Source organism: Nocardia sp. NBC_01329 (assembly GCF_035956715.1).
Classification (GTDB): Bacteria; Actinomycetota; Actinomycetes; order Mycobacteriales; family Mycobacteriaceae; genus Nocardia.
In genome coordinates this window covers 2,321,503-2,340,743 of the sequence record NZ_CP108381.1, presented here as the reverse complement: position 1 = coordinate 2,340,743, position 19,241 = coordinate 2,321,503, and the positions used below count along the sequence as shown (strand labels likewise).

The window sequence follows — 19,241 nt, the reverse complement described above, 5'->3', positions numbered from 1 at the left end:
GGAGGAGGGTAGATCTTCCTCTCGGAGAAGCAGCCACCCGGATCCTGGTGCGTCGCATGAACGAGTTGTGGCTGACGGTTCCTGCGCCACGCATTCGGACAGTTCTGGGAGGGCTACCGCGAACACGCCGAACAAGGCTGGAACATCGACAAACCACTCCACGGCTACGTCAGCGAGCGAGTGCCACACCCAATCGCGGCCAAACGACAGGAAGGCCGCACCAAGTCCCCGACTCATCGTGGACCCCGACCGAGCATCGGCGGTGGCGCGGATCTTCCAGTTGCGACACGACGATCACCTTGCCTACGCAGTGAACCCGCCGTCCAACCTTGTATCCGATTCGGACCCGACTGGGCCGAACGAACCGGCCTGGTCGGTGTGTACGACAGCAATAGCCTGTGTTTTCCGTGCGATTACTACCGGAACCCCCACCACCGCCGGTGTGACGGCTCGCCAAGTACTTGGGGCCACTGCGGGTCGCGATCGTCGGTGCCGGGCCGGTCGCGTACGTCGGCGCCCGGCTGCGTGAACGCGGCCCGCTGCGTCCGACCATGGCGATGTTCGCCAGGCTGGCACGCTGGATGAAACAGGCCGACAACCGTTCCCGGGTTCTCGCCGGTTTGCATGAGCTCAGGGACCTGGCCGGCCGATCAGAACCCGGTGACCGATCCGGTGCTGTCCGACAGCTCGATGTCCGCACATCGGCATTACCGCGCGTTCATCAGCGGGGATGCCGGCAAACTCCGACGATGCGGCACCGCTGCCCGACTACGCCACCGCGCGGCGAGCGTAGGCGCGGACGTCGGCGTCCGGGTCGTCGACGGCTTTGCGGAGCAGGTCATGGGCCGGTTCGTGATCCGGCCACGACGCCAGCGCGAGGACCGCGGCCTTACGGACGTCCAGGTGGGGGTCGGTGAGCGCGGCGGCCAGCTCGGTGATAGCCGGGCCGGGTTCGGCGCCGGCGAGCCCTTTGGCCGCGCCCACCCGGACCTGCCAGGCGGTATCGCGCAGCGCCGCGGCGCAGGAGGCGATATCGGGTTCGGTGGCGCCGATATCGGCGAACGCGGCCAGTGCCGCCGCCCGCACCAGCGGGTCACGGTCGATGACCAGTCCGCGCACGGTCTCCGCGCCGCCGGTGCCGATGGTGGCCAGACCCTGCGCGGCGGCGATCCGGACCTCACGGTCGGTATCGGCGGCGGCGACGGCCAGCGCGTCGTATTCGTCCAATGAGACCAGCGCCCGCACCGCAGCGATCCGCACCCGGTGGTCGGGGTCCGCCAGGGCCGTACGGTAGTCGGCTGCCTTACCCGCGCGGGCAGCGCGCAACAGGTCGAGTACGACCGCGCGGACGACCGGATCCACCGATAGCAGTCGTTCGGCGAGACCCTCGGCGGACGGCAGCACCTCCACCAGTTCACGCAGCGCGGCCGCGGCGGCGGCACGCACCGGTGCGGCGCCATCGTCGAGCGCACCGACCAGCAGTGCCGCGAAACCGTCGGGGGTGTTCTCGGTGAGGGCCGCGATCGCCGCGACCCGGACCCGTTCGTCACTGTCGGAAAGGTATTCCGCCAATTCCCCGGCAGTGGGAGCGTCCAGCGCCAGCAGCGCGAGCAACCGGGGCGAAGCAGTGGGCGCCGGTTCGGGTGCGGCGGCCCGGGATGCGGGGGCTGGACTGCTCGGGGCGCGGCGGTGGCCGACGAGTTCGGGTTGCTCGACCGGCACCGGATCGCCCAGGGACGGCAGATCGTCGAGCCCGGGAACCGGCACCAGATACGGGGCGACCGGGCGTTTGAGGAACTGCATCGTGCCGTCGGCACCCTTGCACAGGTTCAGGTGATAGCGCCAGGCGACGTCGTCGCGTTCCGGCAGGTCGGCGCGTTCGTGGTAGAGACCCCACCGGGATTCGGTGCGGGTCAGTGAACTACGGGCCGCCATTTCCGCGCAGTCGCGGATGAAGGAGACCTCGGCCGCCCGCATGAGTTCGTGCGGGGTACGCGCGCCCATCTCGGCGAGATCGTCGCGCATCCGTTCGAAGGTTTCCACTGCCAGCGAGAGTTTCGCCGCGGTTTTCGGCGGTGCCACATAGTCGTTGACGAATCGGCGCAGTTTGTATTCGACCTGCGGTTGCGGTGGGCCGTCCGGATGGCGCAGCGGCCGGTAGACGAGTTCGTGGGCGGCGGCCACTTGATCGGTGGGCAGATCTGCGGGAGCCGCGGTATCGGCCAGCGTGCCGGCGGCGTGCGCGCCGGCGAGTTCGCCGAAGACGAAGGCGCCGATCATATAGTTGTGCGGGACGCATGCCAGATCACCGGCCGCGTATAGGCCGGGGACGGTGGTGCGGGCGTTCTCGTCGACCCAGACACCGGATGCGGAATGCCCGCCGCACAAACCGATTTCGGAGATGTGCATCTCGATATCGTGGGTGCGGTAATCGTGGCCGCGGTTGGCGTGGAAGGTGCCGCGGGTCGGGCGTTCGGTGGTGTGCAGGATGTCTTCGAGCGCCGTCAGCGTCTCGTCCGGCAGATGCGACACCTTCAGGTAGATAGGGCCGCGCGCGGAATCGATCTCCCGTTTGACCTCGGCGATCATCTGCCCCGACCAGTAGTCGGAATCGACGAACCGCTCCCCCTGCGCGTTCACCTGGTAGCCGCCGAACGGGTTGGCGACATAGGCGCAGGCGGGACCGTTGTAGTCCTTGATCAGCGGGTTGATCTGGAAGCATTCGATACCGCTGAGTTCGGCGCCCGCGTGATAGGCCATCGAATAGCCGTCACCGGCGTTGGTGGGGTTCTCGTAGGTGCCGTACAGGTAACCCGACGCCGGGAGTCCCAGCCGGCCGCACGGTCCGGTCGCGAGGATCACGGCTTTCGCACCGACCGTGACGAATTCCCCGGTGCGCGTATTCAGTGCGGCCGCGCCGACGGCCCGGCCGCCGTCGGTGAGCACCCGGACCGGCATGAGCCGGTTCTCGATCCGGATCTTCTCCCGCATCTTGCGCTGCCGCAGCACCCGGTAGAGGGCCTTCTTCACATCCTTGCCCTCGGGCATGGGCAGCACGTAGGAGCCCGACCGGTGCACGCGGCGGACCGCGTACTCGCCGTATTCGTCTTTCTCGAATTTGACGCCGTACTTCTCCAGGCGCTGCACCATCGCGAAACCGCGGGTCGCGGTCTGGTACACGGTGCGCTGGTCGACGATGCCGTCGTTGGCGCGGGTGATCTCGGCGACGTAATCTTCCGGTTCGGCTTTCCCGGGGATGACGGCATTGTTGACGCCGTCCATCCCCATGGCCAGCGCACCGGAATGCCGGACATGGGCTTTTTCCAGGAGCAGCACGTTCGCGCCCTGTTCGGCGGCGGTGAGCGCGGCCATAGTTCCGGCGGTACCACCGCCGATGACCAGCACATCGCAGTCCAGGCGTACCGTATCGGCGAGATCCGGCGCCGCGAACAGGGTGGGTGCGGTCACGACAGAGCCTCCACGAGTCGGTCGCGCTGCGGCTGCCGGTCGGCGGCCGCACGCGGATTCGGAACATCGATCAGGGCGCGCAACGGTTTCCCGGCGCGCCCGAGGACGGCGACCCGGTCACCGAGCAGCAGTGCCTCGTCCACATCGTGTGTGACGAACACGATGGTGGTGGGGTGAGTTCGCCAGGTCTCGATCAGCAGCCGCTGCATGGTGGCCCGGGTCTGGGTGTCCAGCGCGCCGAACGGTTCGTCCATCATCACCGCGCGCGGCGCCCCGGCGAGGCCGCGGGCGAGTTGCACGCGTTGCCGCATCCCGCCGGACAGGCTCTTGGGCAGGAAATCGGCGAACCCGGTGAGCCCGACCTCCTCGATCCAGCGGTCCGCGGTGGCGCGGCGCCCGGCCTTGGGCTCACCCCGCAGCCGCAGCGCCAGTTCGATATTGGCGCGGACACTGCGCCACGGCAGCAGCGCATTGTCCTGGAACACCACAGCACGGTCGCGGGAGGTGGTGATGACCGGTTCCCCGTCGGCGAGGATGCGGCCGGAGTCGGGTGGCAGCAGACCGGCCAGCGCCCGCAGGACCGTGGATTTCCCGCAGCCGGAGGGGCCGGTGAGGACGAGGATCTCGCCGGGCCGCACGTCCAGGGAGAGCCGCTCGATCACGGGGTCGCCGGTGTAGGACAGCGAGAGAGCGTCGAGGCGCAGGCTCATACCGGGAGTGCCGGTTTCGGCGGCGTGGGTTTCGGTGGTGAGTGTGGTGGTCATCGTTTGTTCTCCTCTCCGCGCGGCAGCCAGCGGGTGACCCGGCGGCCGGCCAGTTCGATCGCTGCCGAGGTACCGAAACCGAGGATGCCGATGGTGATGATCCCGACGAAGACCCCCGGATAGTCGACGATCGTGTAGGCCTGCCAAGTGCGATAGCCGACCCCGAGCCGTCCGGAGATCATCTCCGCCGACACCAGGCAGATCCAGGCGACACCGATCCCGACCGACAGCCCACCGAAGATCCCGGGAAGCGCACCGGGGAACACCACCCGCAGCAGCACATCCCACCGGTTACCGCCCAGGGTGCGCACCGAGTCCTCCCACAGGGTCGGCAGGGCGCGGACTGCGTGCCGGGTGCTGACCATGATCGGGAAGTAGGCGGCGAGGCTGGTGATGAACACGATGCCGGTTTCGTCGTCGGGGAACAGCAGGATGGCGATCGGCACGACCGCGATGGCCGGGATCGGCCGGGCCAGTTCGGTCAGCGGGCCCAGGATCCCGGCGAACAGCCGCGAGCGGCCCAGGGCGATACCGCTGGTGACGCCGAGGACCGTGGCGATACCGAAACCGGTGAGGATGCGGATCAGGGATTGCGCCAAGTCCAGGTAGTAGACGTCGGTGCCGAGTTGCCGCCCGAATGCGGTGACCACCTCGGTCACCGAGGGCAGGGTGTCGAAACGTAGCCACAGCCGGATATCGGCGCTGGTCAGTAGCTGCCAGAGCAGGATCGCGGCCAGGACCGAGCCGAGTCGCAGCAACCGGCCAGGCCACACCGACCGGGCGCGCAGACGCGCCGGCACGGTGGCGGTGGCCTGCGGTGCGGCGGGAAGGGTGGTCGCCACGGTCATGACCGGGCTCCTGCGACGGCTTGGTCGTAGGTCACCGGCACGGCGGCGGGATGGGCCTGCCGGTAGCGTTGCGCGGCCGCCTGGGTGGTGAAGGGCGCGAAAATGTTTCCGTCGCGCAGCCAGACCGCCTTATCGGCGAACCAGCGGGTGCCGAGTTCGGTGTCGACGATATACGCGGCGCGGATCTTCGAACCCTGGGCGCGAGCGTCGGCGACGGCGCGCAGCAGTTCGGTCGGGTCACCGGCCGGCTGGGTGGTGGCCTGGCCGTCTAGCCACAGTTCGGTACCGGAACCGGTGGTGTGGTTGGTCGTATCGGCCAGGGCCCTGTCGTAGTCCTGTCCGCGGGCGGCGAAGGCCGCGCGCAGTCGCTGGTCGTCGACGAAACCGTCGATGTCCAGGCCGGCGAAATCGCCGATCGACTTCAGGTACCGCACATCGTCTCGGAAAGCGGAGATCAGACTCGGTTTCAGGGTGGTGTCGAACGAGGTGCCGCCGGGGCCGTTGTACAGGTAGACGACCTCCTGCGGCAGACCCGAATCCTCGGCCACGATCCGCGCGGCTTCCAATGGCTGCTGCCACAGGAATTCGGTGGCGTCGAGTTGCGCCTGCAGGAAAGCGTCCACCACTTCGGGATGTTCGGCGGTGTAGTGCTCGCGGGCGACCACCCCGTGGAAGGTCGGCACATTCAGTTCGGCACCGTCGTAGAGCAGTTTCGCCTTGTCCTGGAACACCAGCAAGCCGGGCCACGCCACGAACTGGGACAGGGCGGCGACCTGGCCGGATTCCAGCGCCGATGCTCCGACCTGCGGCTGCTGGTTCAGCACCTCCACACCACCGGCCGGGTCGACCCCGGCGCGGGTGAGGGCCTGCACCAGGGTGCCGTGCCCGGCCGAACCGACGCTGGCCGAAACCTTCTTCCCGGCGAGGTCACCGATTCCGGTGAGCGGCGAGTCCGGCGGCACCACGACCATGTTCAGCGCGCCTTCGGGGTGGTAGCCGGTGACGGAGAGGAATTCGGTGCGGGAACGTTCTCCGGCCTGGGTGCGGGAGCCGTTGATGAGCAGCGGATAGTCGCCCATCGAACCGATATCGATCTTCTCGGCCACCATCTGCGCGGTGATGGGGGCGCCGGTGTCGTAGTCCTGCCAGTCGACTGTGTAGGCGGGCCCACCGTTCTCGGTGATCTGCCGGAGTCGCTGTTCCAGGTATCCCTGGGCGCGCAGCAGGGTGCCCGCGGTGACGGTATTGATGGTTTTGGACTGGTAGCCGACGACGACGGTGACGGTATCGCCGTCGGGGGCTTCTTCCAGTGAGCAGCCGGTGAGGGCCAGGGCCGCGGTGGCGGCCAGCACGGCCAGGCGTTTCAGAGCGGTCATAAGAGGTCTACCTCAGGAGATATGGCATGTTGACAGTGACGGCACCGGTGGGGCAGCGGGCGGCGCAGGGGCCGCAGTACCAGCATTCGTCGACGTGCATGAAGGCTTTCCCGTTGTCGGGGTTGATCGCGAGGGAGTCGAGCGGGCAGATCTCGACGCACAGTGTGCAGCCTTCGATGCACAGGGATTCGTCGATGGTCACGGGGATGTCGGTGCGCTGATCGGCCAATGCCATCTAGAGGACCTTCCATTCGGGGATGCCGCGGGAGAGGCTGCCGCGCAGCGTGATCCGATCACCGCGCATCCGGACGTATTCCAGGTCGACGGGGGTTCCGTCGTCGAGCCGAGTGAGGCGTTCGAGCATGAGCAGCGGAGCCCCGTCGGGAACCTCGAGGGTGGCTGCGGTGTGCCGGTCGGCGGGGACCGCTTCCACAGTGAGGTCGGCCGATCCCAGGGACCGGCCGCTGAGCTGTTCGAGGAGGACGAACACGTCGGTGTGCACGAGGTCGTGTTCGAGGACCCGCGCGCCGATTTCTGGGGTGAGGTAGGTGAGGTCGAGACTGAGTGGCTGCTCTGCGAGGTAGCGCAGCCGCTCCAGGTAGACGACCTGCTCGCCCGGTGCGATACCGAGGCGCCGGGCCACCGCCGGCGGAGCGGTGATGAGCTGGCCGGCCCGTACCTCGTTGCGGACGGTACCGCGGCCCTCCAGGGTTTCCTGCAGGCCCAGCAGCGCGTCGAGGCCGTGGTCGAATTTGCGGGCGGCCACCCGGGTGCCGACCCGGGGCGCGCGGTCGATGAGCCCTTCGTCGCGCAGCAGCGCCAGTGCGTCGCGGATGGTGTTGCGGGAGGTTTCGTGTTCGGCGGCGAGCCGTTGTTCGCTGGGCAAGGTGTCGCCCAGGGCGCCCGCGTGGATCTGGTGGCGGAGGATATCGGCAATGCGCCGGGCTTGGTCGGCTCGTAACCGGCGGACACCGGCCGTACCGCCTGCCCGCTCGGTGTTCTTATCGCTGACCTGCATGAACGCTGACGATAGTGGTGTTCTGCGGGGCGCCCGGCCCAGATGCGGGCGACGGTCGGACGGGGCGGTGGAATTCGCCGGTGGCGTCTGGGCGCGACCTGCGGGAATCCCCGCCGATCCCGCCATTACGCCACCCGCCCGGCGGCCGCCGGGGTTGGGATCAGACCGATTCGAATGATCGACCCGGACCGCGGCGGACGTATCGGGAAGGTGTGCACTCACAGTCCTGCGCGACCGGCCGGGGACGCCCCGATATCGGGCCGGACACATCCTGGGGCAGGCCCGCCGCGTCTTGACTTGGAGCGCTCTCCAGGTCGTAGCGTGTCGTCGACGGATAATCCACGACGGCAAGGGGAGACGAATCCGATGGAACTCGGGTTGCACATACCGATCTTCGAAATCGACGGCGGGACCGGTGCCATCGCCGGGGAACTGGCCCGGGTGGGCGCGGCAGCCGAGCAGGCCGGAGCGACCTGGCTGTCGTTCATGGACCATTTCTTCCAGATCGAGCCCACCGGATTGCCCGCCGACGCGAACATGCTGGAGGGCTACACCAGCCTGGGTTACATGGCCGCCCACACTTCCGATATCGAGCTCGGCCTACTGGTCACCGGCGTCACCTACCGGCATCCGGGCCTGCTCGCCAAGATCGTCACCACCCTCGACGTGCTTTCCGCCGGCCGCGCCGCACTCGGTATCGGGGCTGCCTGGTTCGAACGGGAACACCACGGCCTGGGCGTGCCGTATCCGCCGGTCGGGGAACGGTTCGACCGGTTGGAGGAGACACTCCGGATCTGCGCCCAGATGTGGGATCCGAAGAACAACGGGCCGTTCGAGGGCAAGCACTACCAGCTGGCGGAAACCCTGTGCTCCCCGCAGCCGCTGCACCGGCCGACCGTGCTCATCGGTGGCGGCGGCGAGAAACGAACCCTGAAGCTGGTCGCTCGCTACGGAGACGCCTGCAATCTGTTCGCGTCGAGCACCGAGGAGGTCGCGCACAAACTCGATGTCCTGCGCCGTCACTGCGACGATCTGGGCACCGACTACGACCGCATCCGCAAGACCGTGCTCGCGGGCAGCCCGGACCCCACCGCGCACGACGAATTCGTGCAGCAGATGGCCGGGTACGCCGGACTCGGTGTGCACATGGCGATCGTGATGCCACCGGGCGGTTCCCCGGCCGGTTGGATCGACACGCTCGGCCCGGTCGTGCCGCGACTCGCCGAACTCTGAGACCTCCCGCACCGCCCCGGGGGCCCTTGGTGGCAGCGGTACCTGCGTCCGGCGCGCGGCCGGACGCAGGTACCGCTCATTTCAATCCGAATCCGTGTCGCCGGCCCCGGCGAGGTGGCGGGCGAAGAACCGAGCCGTCACGCTCGTATTGGAGCACCGGGCAGCGCCTGCAGGGCGTTCAGGGTTGCCTGCCGTTACGGCGCCGTGCTCCGCCACCGACTTGTTGTAGTCGATGACGATCGGAGCAATCGGCTCGCCGATGCCGACGACCAGCGCGGATCCCGGCCGATATCGGAATTGCGCCACCCGCGCGGGAGTTGACAAGGTCGGGGTCGAGCCGATTCGAATGATCGTGCCGAATACGGTGCTACAGAATCCGATACATCCGGTGGTCGATGCGACCTTGACCGTATTCGCCGTAACCGACCACGACGAGTCCGCACAGCCATGAGTAACGCTCGTCGGAGGTTTCGAATCTCGGCGTCGGTCGCACGTAGCTCTCGTCGACGGTCAGTCGCTCCCCGTCGGCCAGACGCTGTCGCCCGTCCCGCGGGAATTGCAGTACTCCCCTCGACTCATAGTGGACAAGGACACTATCGTCGGTGCGCAGAGTCGCGCGAACGTCCATGCGACTGATCCCGTCGGCTCCCAGCCACACCCAGTCGCCGCCTCCTGGCAGCATTTCGCCCCGGAAACCCGGCCCGTGGAATCGACCGCCTTTGGTCACGAAAGTCATCCGGGTGCCGAGCGGGGTCGGGATTACCTGGGCGGGCTCCAGGTCGATGCTGAGATCGCAAAGATGCTCGACCGGCAATACATCGAGCAACGCCCGATCGAACAACTGCTCGGTCGGGCCGACGGCGCTCACGCAGCGCCCCCGAACGCGGCCTTCAACTCGGCGAAGTCGAAGAACGTGTCCTTGCGCGCGACGAGACCGTCAGACGCTACCTCGACGACGTCGAGGCAGTGAACACCCCGGCGATTTTCGCCGGGCCGTCGGAAAGTCAGCGTCCAGTCCAGAACCCAATGGCCGCTACCGAACAGCAGACGCCGCTCTTCGAAGCCGAAGCCCGGGTAGAGATCGAAGACCTGCGCGAACTCACGACGCAGGGCTTCACGGCCTTGGACTGCGGCGCCGCGACCATGGGCCTGGAACTGCGAGTCGGCGGTATGCAGAGCAACGATCGCGTCGATGTCGTGCACCTCCCATGCGGCGAAATATCGCTTCGCGATCGCGGAGAGATCAAGGGCTGTCGATGGGGTTGTCATGGCATCTCCTGAGGTCGGATACGCCAAGATTAAGAGATACGACCGTATATGTAAATACGTATGACCGTATAGTTGGATATGATCGTACGTATGACTCGAACGGGTGACGCACGCCGCACCGCAATCGTGGATCGTGCGATGCACGTCGCATCGATCGAAGGCATCGAGGGCCTGACGCTCGGGCGTCTGGCGGAGGTTCTGCACACCAGCAAGAGCGGAATCCAGACCCTCTTCGGCACCAAGCAGGAACTCCAACTCTCGATCGTCGCTGCCGCATCGCACGTCTTCGAGTGCGATGTTCTACTGCCCGCCGAGCGGCAGCAGGCCGGCCTCCCGCGACTGCGGGCGCTGATGTCGTATTGGATCGACTACCTGGAGATATTCGAGGGGGGATGCCTTTTCGTTGCTGCCGCAAGCGAACTCGACGGCCGGCCCGGACCCGTCCGAGACGCCGTCGCAGTCGCCGTCGCCCGGGCCGACGCCTTGCTTCGACGCGAGGTCGAACTCGCCCGGCGCCTCCGCGAGCTCCCGTCGGACACCGACGTCGAGCAACTCACCTTCGAACTGCATGCCATGGTGCTTCAGGCGAATCACGATCGCCAGCTTCTCGGCCGCAAGGACGCCCTGACCCGTGCCCGCAATGCGGTCGACCGCCTACTGGGGGTCGAGCAGCAAACATGTGACGCAGCGCCGCCCACCCGATAACTTGCCCCAGCACCCGAACCCTCGGCTCGCATGACGAATTCGTTCGGCAGATGGCCGGGTACGGCGAACTGTGACGTGTGCCGTCCCGGCCCCTACCCGGTGACCGGCACCGGCACCGGGTGCCCCGGGACGGCGTCGGCGGCGAGATCCCGGAAGATCCCGTTGCCCCCGGTGGTGCGTGAGAGCGCGTCCGCCGCCAGGATCACCGCGGCACCGGTCCAGGTGGTGCGCTCTACCGGCCACCGCTTCCCGTCCGCGTACACCAGACCGGTCCAGTAGGAGCCGTCGGTCTCCCGGAGATGCTGCATGCTGGCCAGCAGTTGCCGGGCGCGATCGTGGTCACCGAGAGCGTCCAGGGAGAGAACGAGTTCGCAGGTTTCGGCGCCGGTGACCCAGGGCCGATCGCTGACACAGCGGATACCGATATTGCCGACCACGAACGTATCCCAGCGTTCAGCGATCCGAGCGTGTCCGGCACGCCCGCGCAGCGCGCCGCCCAGGACCGGGTAGTACCAGTCCATCGAATACCGGTCTTTGTGGGTGAACACCTCCGGATGTTCCCGTAGCGCGGTGCCGAGGCGGCTACGGGCGGTTTCCCATTCCGGATGGGGATCGCCGAGCAGCCGTGCCAGCTTCAGCGCAGCGCCGATGCTGTGGTACATGCTGGCCGAACCGGTCACCAGCGCCTCGGGCAGCACCTTGTCGCCGTCGCGCAGCCAGTAGATCTCGCCGTGTTCACCCTGGGTGGCGATCACCAGGTCGATAGCGGCGGTCACCACCGGCCACAGATCGGCGGCGAACGCGGTGTCGCCGGTGACGGCGAGGTAGTGCCAGAGGCCGGTGGCGATATAGGCGCAGAAGTTCACGTCGGTGGCGGCGTCCTCGATCTCGCCGGCGCGGAACTGCATCGGCCACGACCCGTCGGGGCGCTGGGTGCGCGCCGACCAGGTGTAGGCGGCGACAGCTTCGTCGCGCAGCCCCGCGACGGTGAGCGCCATCGCGGATTCGATGTGATCCCAGGGGTCGGTGTGGCCGCCGTCGAACCAGGGGATGGCGCCGTCGGATTCCTGCGTGGCGGCGATGGACTGCGCGGTCTGCAGGGTTTGGCGGCGGGTGAGAACCGAAGGTACCGAAGGTAGTTCACCCACCGGCACTGGTCACCGCCGGTTTACCGAAGTAGAGGGCCACGCTCTTGCCGACCAGCGGATCGAGCAGTCGCTCGGCTGTGCGGGTGAGTACCGGCTGCTTCATCATGTCCCACACCAGCATCCGATGGTAGCCCCGTACCAGCGGATGCTCGGTCTTGTGCACGCCGACAGCGCATTTGATCCACCAGTACGGCGAATGCAGGGCGTGGACATGGGTGCGGTGGGTGTGCCGCAATCCGAGCGCGGTGACCTTGTCCCGCAACTCGTCCGCTTTGTAGATGCGGATATGGCCGCCCTCGTTGGCATGGTATTCGTCCGACAGCGCCCAGCAGACCCGTTCGGGCAGCCATCGGGGCACGGTCACCACCAGTTGTCCGCCCGGGCGCAGCACGCGTACGAGTTCGGCGATGGCGGCATCGTCGGCGGGGACGTGCTCCAGGATCTCCGAGGCGATGACGACATCGAACTCGCCTGCGCCATAGGGCAGGTCGAGAGCGTCACCGTGCACGGCTTCGGCTTTCGCCCCGGCGGGTGCCTCACCGACCTGGGCCATGGCCTCGAACATGGTGGCGACCCCGGCGAGTTCGGGAGCGTCCTGGTCGAAGGCGACCACATCCGCGCCCCGACGGTAGGCCTCGAACGAATGCCGGCCGGCGCCACAACCCACATCGATGACCCGGGTGCCCGGGCCGATTCCGGCGCGATCGAAGTCGACGGTCAGCACGAGGCGCCTCCTGGGATGAGTTCTGCGCCGGTGTGCCGGGCGATGGCCCGCTCGTACACCTGCACGGTCTGTGCGGCCACCGATTCCCAGCTGAACACCGAGACGGCCCGTTCGCGGCTGGCGCTCTGCATCTGCTGCCGCTTCTGCGGGGAATCCAGCAGTTGCCCGATCACCCGGGCCAGTTCGGCGGAGTCACCGGGTGTGGTGAGTTCGGCGCAGCTACCCGGTTCGCCCACGACCTCCGGGAGCGCACCGGTACGGCTGACCACCAGCGGGGTGCCCGAAGCCATGGCCTCCACGGCCGGCAGCGAGAACCCCTCGTACAGCGACGGGATGCAGGCGATCTCCGCCGACGCCAGCAGTTCGGCGAGTTCGGTGTCGGTGAGCCCGGCGCGGACGGTGACGATATCGGAGAGGCCGAGTTCGGCGATCTGCTTCTCGGTAGGGCCGTTGGGTTCCAGTTTCGCTACCAGCTGCAATTCCACCTTGTGGGTGATCCGCAGCCGGGTCAGCGCCCGCAGCAGGTGAGTAATGCCCTTGAGGGGTTTGTCGGCGCTGGCGACGGCGACGATCCGACCCGGTACCCGGGGCCCGCGCGGCGTGAACAGTTCGGTGTCCACGCCGAGCGGGACCACATTGAGCTGACCGGGGTCGACCCCGAAGTCGTCGGCGATATCGGTCGCCGACGAGGTGGATACGGTGAGCAGATCGGGAATCCGCCGGGCGATCCGCTCCTGCATTCCGAGGAATCCGTACCAGCGGCGCACCAGCGGCTTGCGCCGCCAGCTCGCGGCCGCCAGATCCACCTCACGGTCCTTGGTGATCGGATGGTGCACGGTAGCGACCAGCGGCAGACGTTTCGCGATATCGAGCAGCCCGCTCCCGAGGCACTGGTTGTCGTGCACCACGTCGAAGTCGTGGACTCGTTCTCGCAGCAGCCGGGCCGCGCGCATGCTGAAGGTGCGCGGCTCCGGGAAACCTGCCGTCCACATGGTGGCCAGTTCCAGCAGATCGATCCGATCCCGGATCTCGCGGGGATGGGGTGTGCGGAAGGGGTCCTCGTCGCGGTAGAGGTCCAGGCTGGGCACCTCGGTCAGGGTTACGCGCGGATCCAGGTCGGCCGGGTAGGGCTGGCCGGAGAACACCTCCACGTCGTGGCCGAGTTCGGCCAATCCGGCGCTGAGGCGGCGCACGTAGACCCCCTGCCCACCGCAATGAGGCTTGCTGCGGTAGGACAACAGGGCTATCCGCACTAGTTGTCCTCGCCCGTCTCGGTGATCGAATTCATGCTCCGCAGTTTGCCAGCCAGCCGTTCGAGATAGGCACGCACCTCCGGTTCGCCCTTGTCGGGCAAGCCGTACAGGACGTCGGTGACGCCGTCGGCGGCCCAGGAGGTCAGGCGGTCGGCGTCGGGTTTGAAATCGAGCGCCACCACGCGCGGCGCGCCGTCGCGGCCGGCGTCGGCCCAGGCCTTCTTCAGTGTCGCCAGACTGCCGGAGATATCGTTCTCCCCCGGGGTGGTGATCCAGCCGTCGGCGTGTTTCGCGATCCAGGCGCAGGTGCGTTCGGTACCGGCGGCGCCGATCAGGACGGGCACTGTCCGGTCGACCGGTTTGGGCCAGGCCCAGCTGGGGCCGAATTTCACGAAGTCGCCGTTGTAGGAGGCTTCGTCCTCGCGCCACAGCGCCCGCATGGCTTCCAGGTATTCGCGCAGCACGGTGCGCCGCTTGTTGCCGGGGACGCCGTGGTCGGCCAGTTCGTCGGTGTTCCAGCCGAAACCCGCGCCGAGGGTGACCCGGCCGCCGGAGAGGTGGTCGAGTGAGGCGATGGTCTTGGCGAGGGTGATGGGATCGTGTTCGACCGGCAGTGCGACCGCGGTGGCCAGTTCGATTCGTTCGGTGACCGCGGCGGCGGTGGCGAGCGAGACCCACGGGTCGAGGGTGCGCGTATAGCGGTCGTCGGGCAGGGAGGAGTCGCCGGTCTGCGGGTGCGCGGCTTCGCGTTTCACCGGGATATGGGTGTGTTCGGGGACGTAGAACGAGGAGAATTCGTTGTCCTCGGCGGCGCGGGCCGCGGCGGCGGGGCTGATCCCGCGGTCACTGGTGAAGAGAACGATGCCGAAGCGCATAGATGTGCCTTGTCTGTGGTGGTCCGGCGGGCCGTGGCCCGCGTCCGGGGTGGAGATCGTGGTTGTCAGTGACCGTTCTGGGCTGCTTTCTTCGCTTTCTCGGCATGCTGGCCGATCTGGGCGCCGATCACGTGGTCCAGTGAGGTGCCGGCGGGCCAGCCCACGTAGTGGCAGAGGAACAGCGAGATCTCCCGTAGCTGGGTTTCGTCGAGTTCTTCGTTCCGCAGGGCGGCGCCGACCTGGATACCGGCGACATCGAACAGGCCCTGGGCGGTGAGCGCCCCGAGGAGCAGCAGCCTGCGGTCGCGCAGAGTGAGGCCGGGGCGAGACCAGATATCGGCGAACAGGTGGTCGGCGGTGACGGCGAAATGGTCGCCGGGGCCGTCTTCGAATTCCCATCCGTAGACTTCCGCCATCTTGGCCAGCCCGCGTGCACGCACGGTGGACTCGGGTGTGGGGTCGCTCATGGCTGGCTCCTTCTCCGTCGGATCGGCCCGTCGGGAGTGTCTGGACAGGTGTACGGAATATAATTCGGACGATCTCCGACACGCAAGAACATGTTCTCGTTCACCACACGTAAAGCTAACGCGTCCGCACGTCGGGTGACATTCGCGATTCGCCTCGAACCCGAGTCCGATTCTGGGAAAATTGCTGAATCGTTGTCGGACACACCTGTCGATGGTAGCGTCCAGACACATGTCCAGCTATGTGTCTTCCCGGTGGGTGCAGCGCCCGTCATCCAGGAGGAACTCGTTCTCGGACCGGGCAGGTTCCCCCCAGGAGCGCCCTACCCGGCCGCCCCGGGAAACCGTCCCGCACACTCCACGCCGAGGGAGCACACACCATGAAGATCGTGGCCGATCTGGACCTGTGCCAGGGGCATGCCGTCTGCGCCGCGGAAGCACCCGACGTCTTCTCCGTGCCCAAACGCGGGCAGGTCGAGATCCTCGACCCGAGACCCGGTCCGGACCTGAAGGCCGATGCGGAGAACGCGGTCCGCTACTGCCCCACTCAGGCCCTCATGGTCGTCGCCGACGAGGGATGAGGGACCGACCGATCCGCACCCCGACAGGATCTTTTCGAAAGGGAACAATTCGATGACAGGTTTCGATCGCGCCGAACTCGACGAAATGGTGCGCCGCTGGGTCGCGGAGAACGAACGATGCGAGAAGCTCGGCGACTGGAAACCGCTGGCGCAGATGTACACCGCCGATGCCACCTACGGCTGGAACTACGGACCCACCGACGAATTCATGGCCGTCGGCCGTGACGAGATACGCGACCTCGCCCTCGGCCAGGAGATGGCGGGCCTGGAGGGCTGGCAGTACCCGTACCAGCAGTTCGTCATCGACGAACGCAGCGGCGATGTCATCGGCTTCTGGAAACAGGTCTACGACACCACGCCCCGCGCCGACGGCAGCAAGTACACGGTGAACGGAATCGGCGGCAGCTGGTTCCGTTACGGCGGCGACTACCAGTGGTCGTGGCAGCGCGACTTCTTCGACTTCGGCAACGTCTCGGCGCTGTTCCTGGAGATGATGACCGATAAGGCGATGTCGGACGGGATGAACGCGCGGATCGCCGAGGCCACCTCCCGCCGCTTGCCCGGGTGGTACCGGATCGGTACTTCGCCCGCCTCCCTGTGGTGACTGCGATGACAGCCCCCAACAGCCGATTCCACGATCTGAGTCGAGCACAGCTGGCCGCGCTCGTACCCGAACTGCTGCTGTGCGGGCAGCTGATCGACCGATCCGGGATGGCACACTGCATCTCCGCGTTCGGCCGCGAAGGTATGGCCGAGGTCGCGATAGAGGAATGGCAGCTGTCCAGCCCGATCTATACCCGGCGGATGCAGCAGGCCCTCGGGTACACCGGCGACGATGTGGTCACCATATTCAAGGGACTGCAACTCGATATCGGGGCGCCGCCGCAGTTCATGGATTTCCGGTTCCGCGTCGAGGACGCCCGCCACGGCGAGTTCTGGCTCGACCACTGCGGCGCCCTGGTCGATGTGGAACCGATGGGTCCCGACTACGTGACGGCCATGTGCCATGACATCGAGGACCCCACCTTCGATGCCACGGCACTGGCCACCAATAAATACGCCCAGGTCAGGCCCATCCATCGGCCACCGCGACAACCGGCCGACCGGCATCCCGTGTGCGCGTGGACGGTGGTCATCGACGAATCGCACACACCACCCGAGGTGCCGCGTAATACGCCGCTGGTCGCCGGATCGGTCGCCGCGCGATTACCGCTGGCCGATATCGATCCCGGCGACGAAGGTATGGCCGATTACAGCGGGCCACTGCTCAGCGATCTGCGGTTCACCGATTTCTCGCATTCGGCCCTGGTCCGGATCGCCGAGGAGGTGTGCCTGCAGCAGCATCTGCTGGTGCTCGGGTTCATGATCGCCGTACACGACCGCATCGATGACGATTCCGCCCTGGAGATCGGCCGCAAACAGCTCACCGGGATCGCCGCAGTCGCCTCGGAGCGGATCCGTGCCTGCCTCGGGCTGGGCACCGACCTGGAAGCGCTGGCCCAGGTACTGCGCGTACATCCCGCCCTGAACCCGCGGCATTACACCGATGTCGAAGTCGCGCCCGGCATCGGCGTGGTGCGGATCCGGTTCCCTGCGACCAGCGGCGCTCTCACCGACCGCGGCTGGCTGTCGATGATCGATCCGGATCATCTCGGTCCGCTGGACTCGCTGGTCCGCGGGGTCGACCCGCATCTGGGTAGCCGGGTCGTCGGCGACGGCCCGGAGGGTTGGATCGCCGAGATCTCGCGCGCCGACGAACCGTTCGCCGAAGCACCGGAGGTCGCCATCACCCGCTTCAGCACCGGTGTCGACTTCCGGTTCGCCGACCGCGGTATCCCGCTGCCCCTCACCGTTCTCTGACCCTCCCGGCACACCGGTGTGCCCGGCTCACCGCAGGACTGAATATGGCCAATAACTTCGCCGACCTGTTCGAACACTCGGTCGACGCCATGCCCGAAAGGATCGCGCTGATCGAGGAAGGCCGGCGCGTCACCTACCGCGAACTGGAGGAAGACGCCAACCGGCTCGCCCACCATCTCGCGGCTCAGGGGGTCACTCGCGGCACCCATATCGGATTCCAGATGCACAACAGCATCGATACGATGCAGACCCTGATCGCCTGCTTCAAACTGGCTGCCGTACCGGTCAACATCAATTTCCGGTACGGCCCCGACGAACTCGCCTACCTCTACGACAATGCCGACCTCGAATACCTCGTCTACCACGCCTGCTACGGCGACGCGGTGCGCGCGGCCGCGCAACGGTCGCCACGGCTGAAATATCTGTTGTGCGCGGCCGACGATCGAACCCCGGCGGATCCCGGCGTGGATTGCCTCGTCGAGGTCACCGCGGCGGCCCCCACGACCCGGCCCGAGGTGTCGCGGACCGCCGACGACCTGTTCATGATGTACACCGGCGGCACCACCGGTATGCCCAAGGGCGTGCTGTGGCGGCAGGAGGACATGTGGCGGGTGCTCGGTGGTGGGATCGACTTCTACAGCAACGAGCCGGTCGCCGACGAATACCAGCAATCGCGTACCGGTGCCGCGGGCGAACCCTCCACCTGGATGATCCTGCCGCCGCTGATGCATCTGGCGGCGATGATGCCGACCTTCATCGCCCTGTGGTCCGGCAACTGTGCGATCTTCGTACCCCGTTTCGATCCCGCGCACGTCTGGCGCACGATCGCCGCCGAGCGACCCGGGGTCCTGGTGGTCACCGGCGATGCGATGGCCCGCCCGTTGATCGACTCCTACCGTAGCGACCCGGTGGACGCGACCGGGCTGTTCATGATCGCCTCGGGTGCGGCGCTGCTCACCCAGTCGACCAAGAACGCGCTGCTGGATCTGGTGCCGAACCTGTTCGTCTCCGATTCCATCGGCTCCTCCGAAACCGGTTTCGGCGGGATCGGGTTCGCGCAGCGCGACGCCGACCCGGCCCGTAAACCCCGCGTATCGATCGGACGTGGCGCGGTCGTGGTCGACGACGCCGGACATCCGGTGGAGCCCGGAGCCGAGGGGTGGCTGGCCAAAACCGGGGCGGTCCCGCTCGGCTACTACAAGGATCCCGAACGCACCGACAAACTGTTCAAAGTGGTGGACGGGCAGCGGATCGTGGTCACCGACGACCGGGCCCGCCTGGAGGACGACGGCACCATCAGCCTCATCGGCCGCGGCAATATGGTGATCAACACCGGCGGTGAGAAGGTGTTCGCCGAGGAAGTGGAGGGCGTGGTGAAATCGCATTCCGCCATCTACGACGCCACGGTGATCGGGGTGGATCACGAACGCTGGGGTCAGCGGGTCGCGGTGGTCGTGAGCCTCACCGGCGACGGGTTGGATCCGGGCGATCTGCGCGCGCACGTCCGCACCCACCTGGCCGGATACAAGGTGCCCCGCGCGGTGTGGATCACCGAGACGATCGTCCGCTCACCCAGCGGTAAACCGGATTACACCTGGGCCAGGAAGTACGCGGCGGAGCGGGCGCCCGACCATGACGCGGACTGATCGGTCCGC

19 protein-coding genes are annotated in these 19,241 nt (G+C 67.3%); 6 read left to right on the top strand and 13 right to left on the bottom strand.

What is annotated here, in order from left to right; all coding sequences use genetic code 11:
- Nucleotides 1–768: 768 nt before the first annotated feature.
- The 6 genes from OG405_RS11000 to OG405_RS10975 are packed head-to-tail and all read right to left on the bottom strand — an operon-like array spanning nt 769 to nt 7,474.
- The gene (locus OG405_RS11000; RefSeq protein ID WP_327151518.1) at nt 769–3,468 is read right to left on the bottom strand and encodes a fumarate reductase/succinate dehydrogenase flavoprotein subunit; all 2,700 of its coding nucleotides are present in this window, start codon (nt 3,466–3,468) and stop codon (nt 769–771) included.
- Entirely contained in the window at nt 3,465–4,232 is a 768-nt protein-coding gene (locus OG405_RS10995; RefSeq protein ID WP_327151517.1) for an ABC transporter ATP-binding protein, read from the bottom strand. The genes OG405_RS11000 and OG405_RS10995 overlap by 4 nt, the downstream gene beginning before the upstream one ends.
- Nucleotides 4,229–5,080 (bottom strand): ABC transporter permease, encoded by an 852-nt coding sequence (locus OG405_RS10990; RefSeq protein WP_327151516.1) that lies wholly within the window; start codon nt 5,078–5,080, stop codon nt 4,229–4,231. The genes OG405_RS10995 and OG405_RS10990 overlap by 4 nt, the downstream gene beginning before the upstream one ends.
- Nucleotides 5,077–6,456 carry an ABC transporter substrate-binding protein gene (locus tag OG405_RS10985; protein ID WP_327151515.1) on the bottom strand — a complete coding sequence of 460 codons (1,380 nt, stop codon included), beginning with the start codon at nt 6,454–6,456 and terminating at the stop codon, nt 5,077–5,079. The genes OG405_RS10990 and OG405_RS10985 overlap by 4 nt, the downstream gene beginning before the upstream one ends.
- A 7-nt stretch (nt 6,457–6,463) precedes the next feature.
- On the bottom strand, nt 6,464–6,691 hold the full coding sequence (locus OG405_RS10980; protein WP_068035570.1) for a 4Fe-4S dicluster domain-containing protein: 228 nt from the start codon (nt 6,689–6,691) through the stop codon (nt 6,464–6,466).
- Entirely contained in the window at nt 6,692–7,474 is a 783-nt protein-coding gene (locus OG405_RS10975; RefSeq protein WP_327151514.1) for a GntR family transcriptional regulator, read from the bottom strand.
- A 366-nt stretch (nt 7,475–7,840) separates the two neighbouring features.
- On the opposite strand from OG405_RS10975, the gene OG405_RS10970 reads away from it, so the two are divergent.
- Nucleotides 7,841–8,707 (top strand): LLM class F420-dependent oxidoreductase, encoded by an 867-nt coding sequence (locus OG405_RS10970; RefSeq protein ID WP_327152303.1) that lies wholly within the window; start codon nt 7,841–7,843, stop codon nt 8,705–8,707.
- A gap of 367 nt (nt 8,708–9,074) precedes the next feature.
- Here OG405_RS10970 and OG405_RS10965 read toward each other — a convergent pair whose 3' ends face one another.
- Nucleotides 9,075–9,575: a DUF3237 domain-containing protein gene (locus tag OG405_RS10965; RefSeq protein WP_327151513.1), complete on the bottom strand. Its 501-nt coding sequence runs from the start codon at nt 9,573–9,575 to the stop codon at nt 9,075–9,077.
- Nucleotides 9,572–9,976, bottom strand: coding sequence for a nuclear transport factor 2 family protein (locus tag OG405_RS10960; RefSeq protein WP_327151512.1), 405 nt, complete (start codon nt 9,974–9,976; stop codon nt 9,572–9,574). The genes OG405_RS10965 and OG405_RS10960 overlap by 4 nt, the downstream gene beginning before the upstream one ends.
- Nucleotides 9,977–10,066: 90 nt before the next feature.
- Between OG405_RS10960 and OG405_RS10955 the strand changes: the two genes are divergently transcribed.
- Complete coding sequence (locus OG405_RS10955; RefSeq protein WP_327151511.1) at nt 10,067–10,681, top strand: TetR/AcrR family transcriptional regulator; 615 nt, start codon at nt 10,067–10,069, stop codon at nt 10,679–10,681.
- Nucleotides 10,682–10,773: 92 nt separating this feature from the next.
- Here OG405_RS10955 and OG405_RS10950 read toward each other — a convergent pair whose 3' ends face one another.
- The 5 genes from OG405_RS10950 to OG405_RS10930 form a co-directional block, all read right to left on the bottom strand.
- Complete coding sequence (locus OG405_RS10950) at nt 10,774–11,835, bottom strand: prenyltransferase (RefSeq protein WP_327151510.1); 1,062 nt, start codon at nt 11,833–11,835, stop codon at nt 10,774–10,776.
- Nucleotides 11,822–12,553, bottom strand: coding sequence for a class I SAM-dependent methyltransferase (locus OG405_RS10945; protein ID WP_327151509.1), 732 nt, complete (start codon nt 12,551–12,553; stop codon nt 11,822–11,824). The genes OG405_RS10950 and OG405_RS10945 overlap by 14 nt, the downstream gene beginning before the upstream one ends.
- Nucleotides 12,547–13,806, bottom strand: a complete 1,260-nt coding sequence (locus OG405_RS10940; protein ID WP_327151508.1) for a glycosyltransferase family 4 protein — start codon at nt 13,804–13,806, stop codon at nt 12,547–12,549. Before OG405_RS10940 ends, OG405_RS10945 begins: the two co-directional genes overlap by 7 nt.
- Nucleotides 13,806–14,681, bottom strand: a complete 876-nt coding sequence (locus tag OG405_RS10935; protein ID WP_327151507.1) for an LLM class F420-dependent oxidoreductase — start codon at nt 14,679–14,681, stop codon at nt 13,806–13,808. The genes OG405_RS10940 and OG405_RS10935 overlap by 1 nt, the downstream gene beginning before the upstream one ends.
- 65 nt (nt 14,682–14,746) lie before the next feature.
- Nucleotides 14,747–15,148, bottom strand: a complete 402-nt coding sequence (locus OG405_RS10930; RefSeq protein WP_327151506.1) for a carboxymuconolactone decarboxylase family protein — start codon at nt 15,146–15,148, stop codon at nt 14,747–14,749.
- A 377-nt stretch (nt 15,149–15,525) separates the two neighbouring features.
- On the opposite strand from OG405_RS10930, the gene OG405_RS10925 reads away from it, so the two are divergent.
- The 4 genes from OG405_RS10925 to OG405_RS10910 are packed head-to-tail and all read left to right on the top strand — an operon-like array spanning nt 15,526 to nt 19,232.
- Complete coding sequence (locus OG405_RS10925) at nt 15,526–15,726, top strand: ferredoxin (RefSeq protein WP_327151505.1); 201 nt, start codon at nt 15,526–15,528, stop codon at nt 15,724–15,726.
- 52 nt (nt 15,727–15,778) lie between these two features.
- Nucleotides 15,779–16,330: a nuclear transport factor 2 family protein gene (locus OG405_RS10920; RefSeq protein ID WP_327151504.1), complete on the top strand. Its 552-nt coding sequence runs from the start codon at nt 15,779–15,781 to the stop codon at nt 16,328–16,330.
- 5 nt (nt 16,331–16,335) lie between these two features.
- Nucleotides 16,336–17,586 carry a hypothetical protein gene (locus OG405_RS10915; RefSeq protein WP_327151503.1) on the top strand — a complete coding sequence of 417 codons (1,251 nt, stop codon included), beginning with the start codon at nt 16,336–16,338 and terminating at the stop codon, nt 17,584–17,586.
- A 44-nt stretch (nt 17,587–17,630) separates the two neighbouring features.
- Entirely contained in the window at nt 17,631–19,232 is a 1,602-nt protein-coding gene (locus tag OG405_RS10910; protein WP_327151502.1) for an acyl-CoA synthetase, read from the top strand.
- Nucleotides 19,233–19,241: the final 9 nt, after the last annotated feature.

Coding starts and splice junctions, on each gene's coding strand:
- OG405_RS10995 (WP_327151517.1), bottom strand. CDS start 4,232: ATGACCACCACACTCACCACCGAAACCCACGCCGCCGAAACCGGCACT.
- OG405_RS10990 (WP_327151516.1), bottom strand. CDS start 5,080: ATGACCGTGGCGACCACCCTTCCCGCCGCACCGCAGGCCACCGCCACC.
- OG405_RS10985 (WP_327151515.1), bottom strand. CDS start 6,456: ATGACCGCTCTGAAACGCCTGGCCGTGCTGGCCGCCACCGCGGCCCTG.
- OG405_RS10980 (WP_068035570.1), bottom strand. CDS start 6,691: ATGGCATTGGCCGATCAGCGCACCGACATCCCCGTGACCATCGACGAA.
- OG405_RS10975 (WP_327151514.1), bottom strand. CDS start 7,474: ATGCAGGTCAGCGATAAGAACACCGAGCGGGCAGGCGGTACGGCCGGT.
- OG405_RS10970 (WP_327152303.1), top strand. CDS start 7,841: ATGGAACTCGGGTTGCACATACCGATCTTCGAAATCGACGGCGGGACC.
- OG405_RS10960 (WP_327151512.1), bottom strand. CDS start 9,976: ATGACAACCCCATCGACAGCCCTTGATCTCTCCGCGATCGCGAAGCGA.
- OG405_RS10955 (WP_327151511.1), top strand. CDS start 10,067: ATGACTCGAACGGGTGACGCACGCCGCACCGCAATCGTGGATCGTGCG.
- OG405_RS10935 (WP_327151507.1), bottom strand. CDS start 14,681: ATGCGCTTCGGCATCGTTCTCTTCACCAGTGACCGCGGGATCAGCCCC.
- OG405_RS10930 (WP_327151506.1), bottom strand. CDS start 15,148: ATGAGCGACCCCACACCCGAGTCCACCGTGCGTGCACGCGGGCTGGCC.
- OG405_RS10925 (WP_327151505.1), top strand. CDS start 15,526: ATGAAGATCGTGGCCGATCTGGACCTGTGCCAGGGGCATGCCGTCTGC.
- OG405_RS10920 (WP_327151504.1), top strand. CDS start 15,779: ATGACAGGTTTCGATCGCGCCGAACTCGACGAAATGGTGCGCCGCTGG.
- OG405_RS10915 (WP_327151503.1), top strand. CDS start 16,336: ATGACAGCCCCCAACAGCCGATTCCACGATCTGAGTCGAGCACAGCTG.
- OG405_RS10910 (WP_327151502.1), top strand. CDS start 17,631: ATGGCCAATAACTTCGCCGACCTGTTCGAACACTCGGTCGACGCCATG.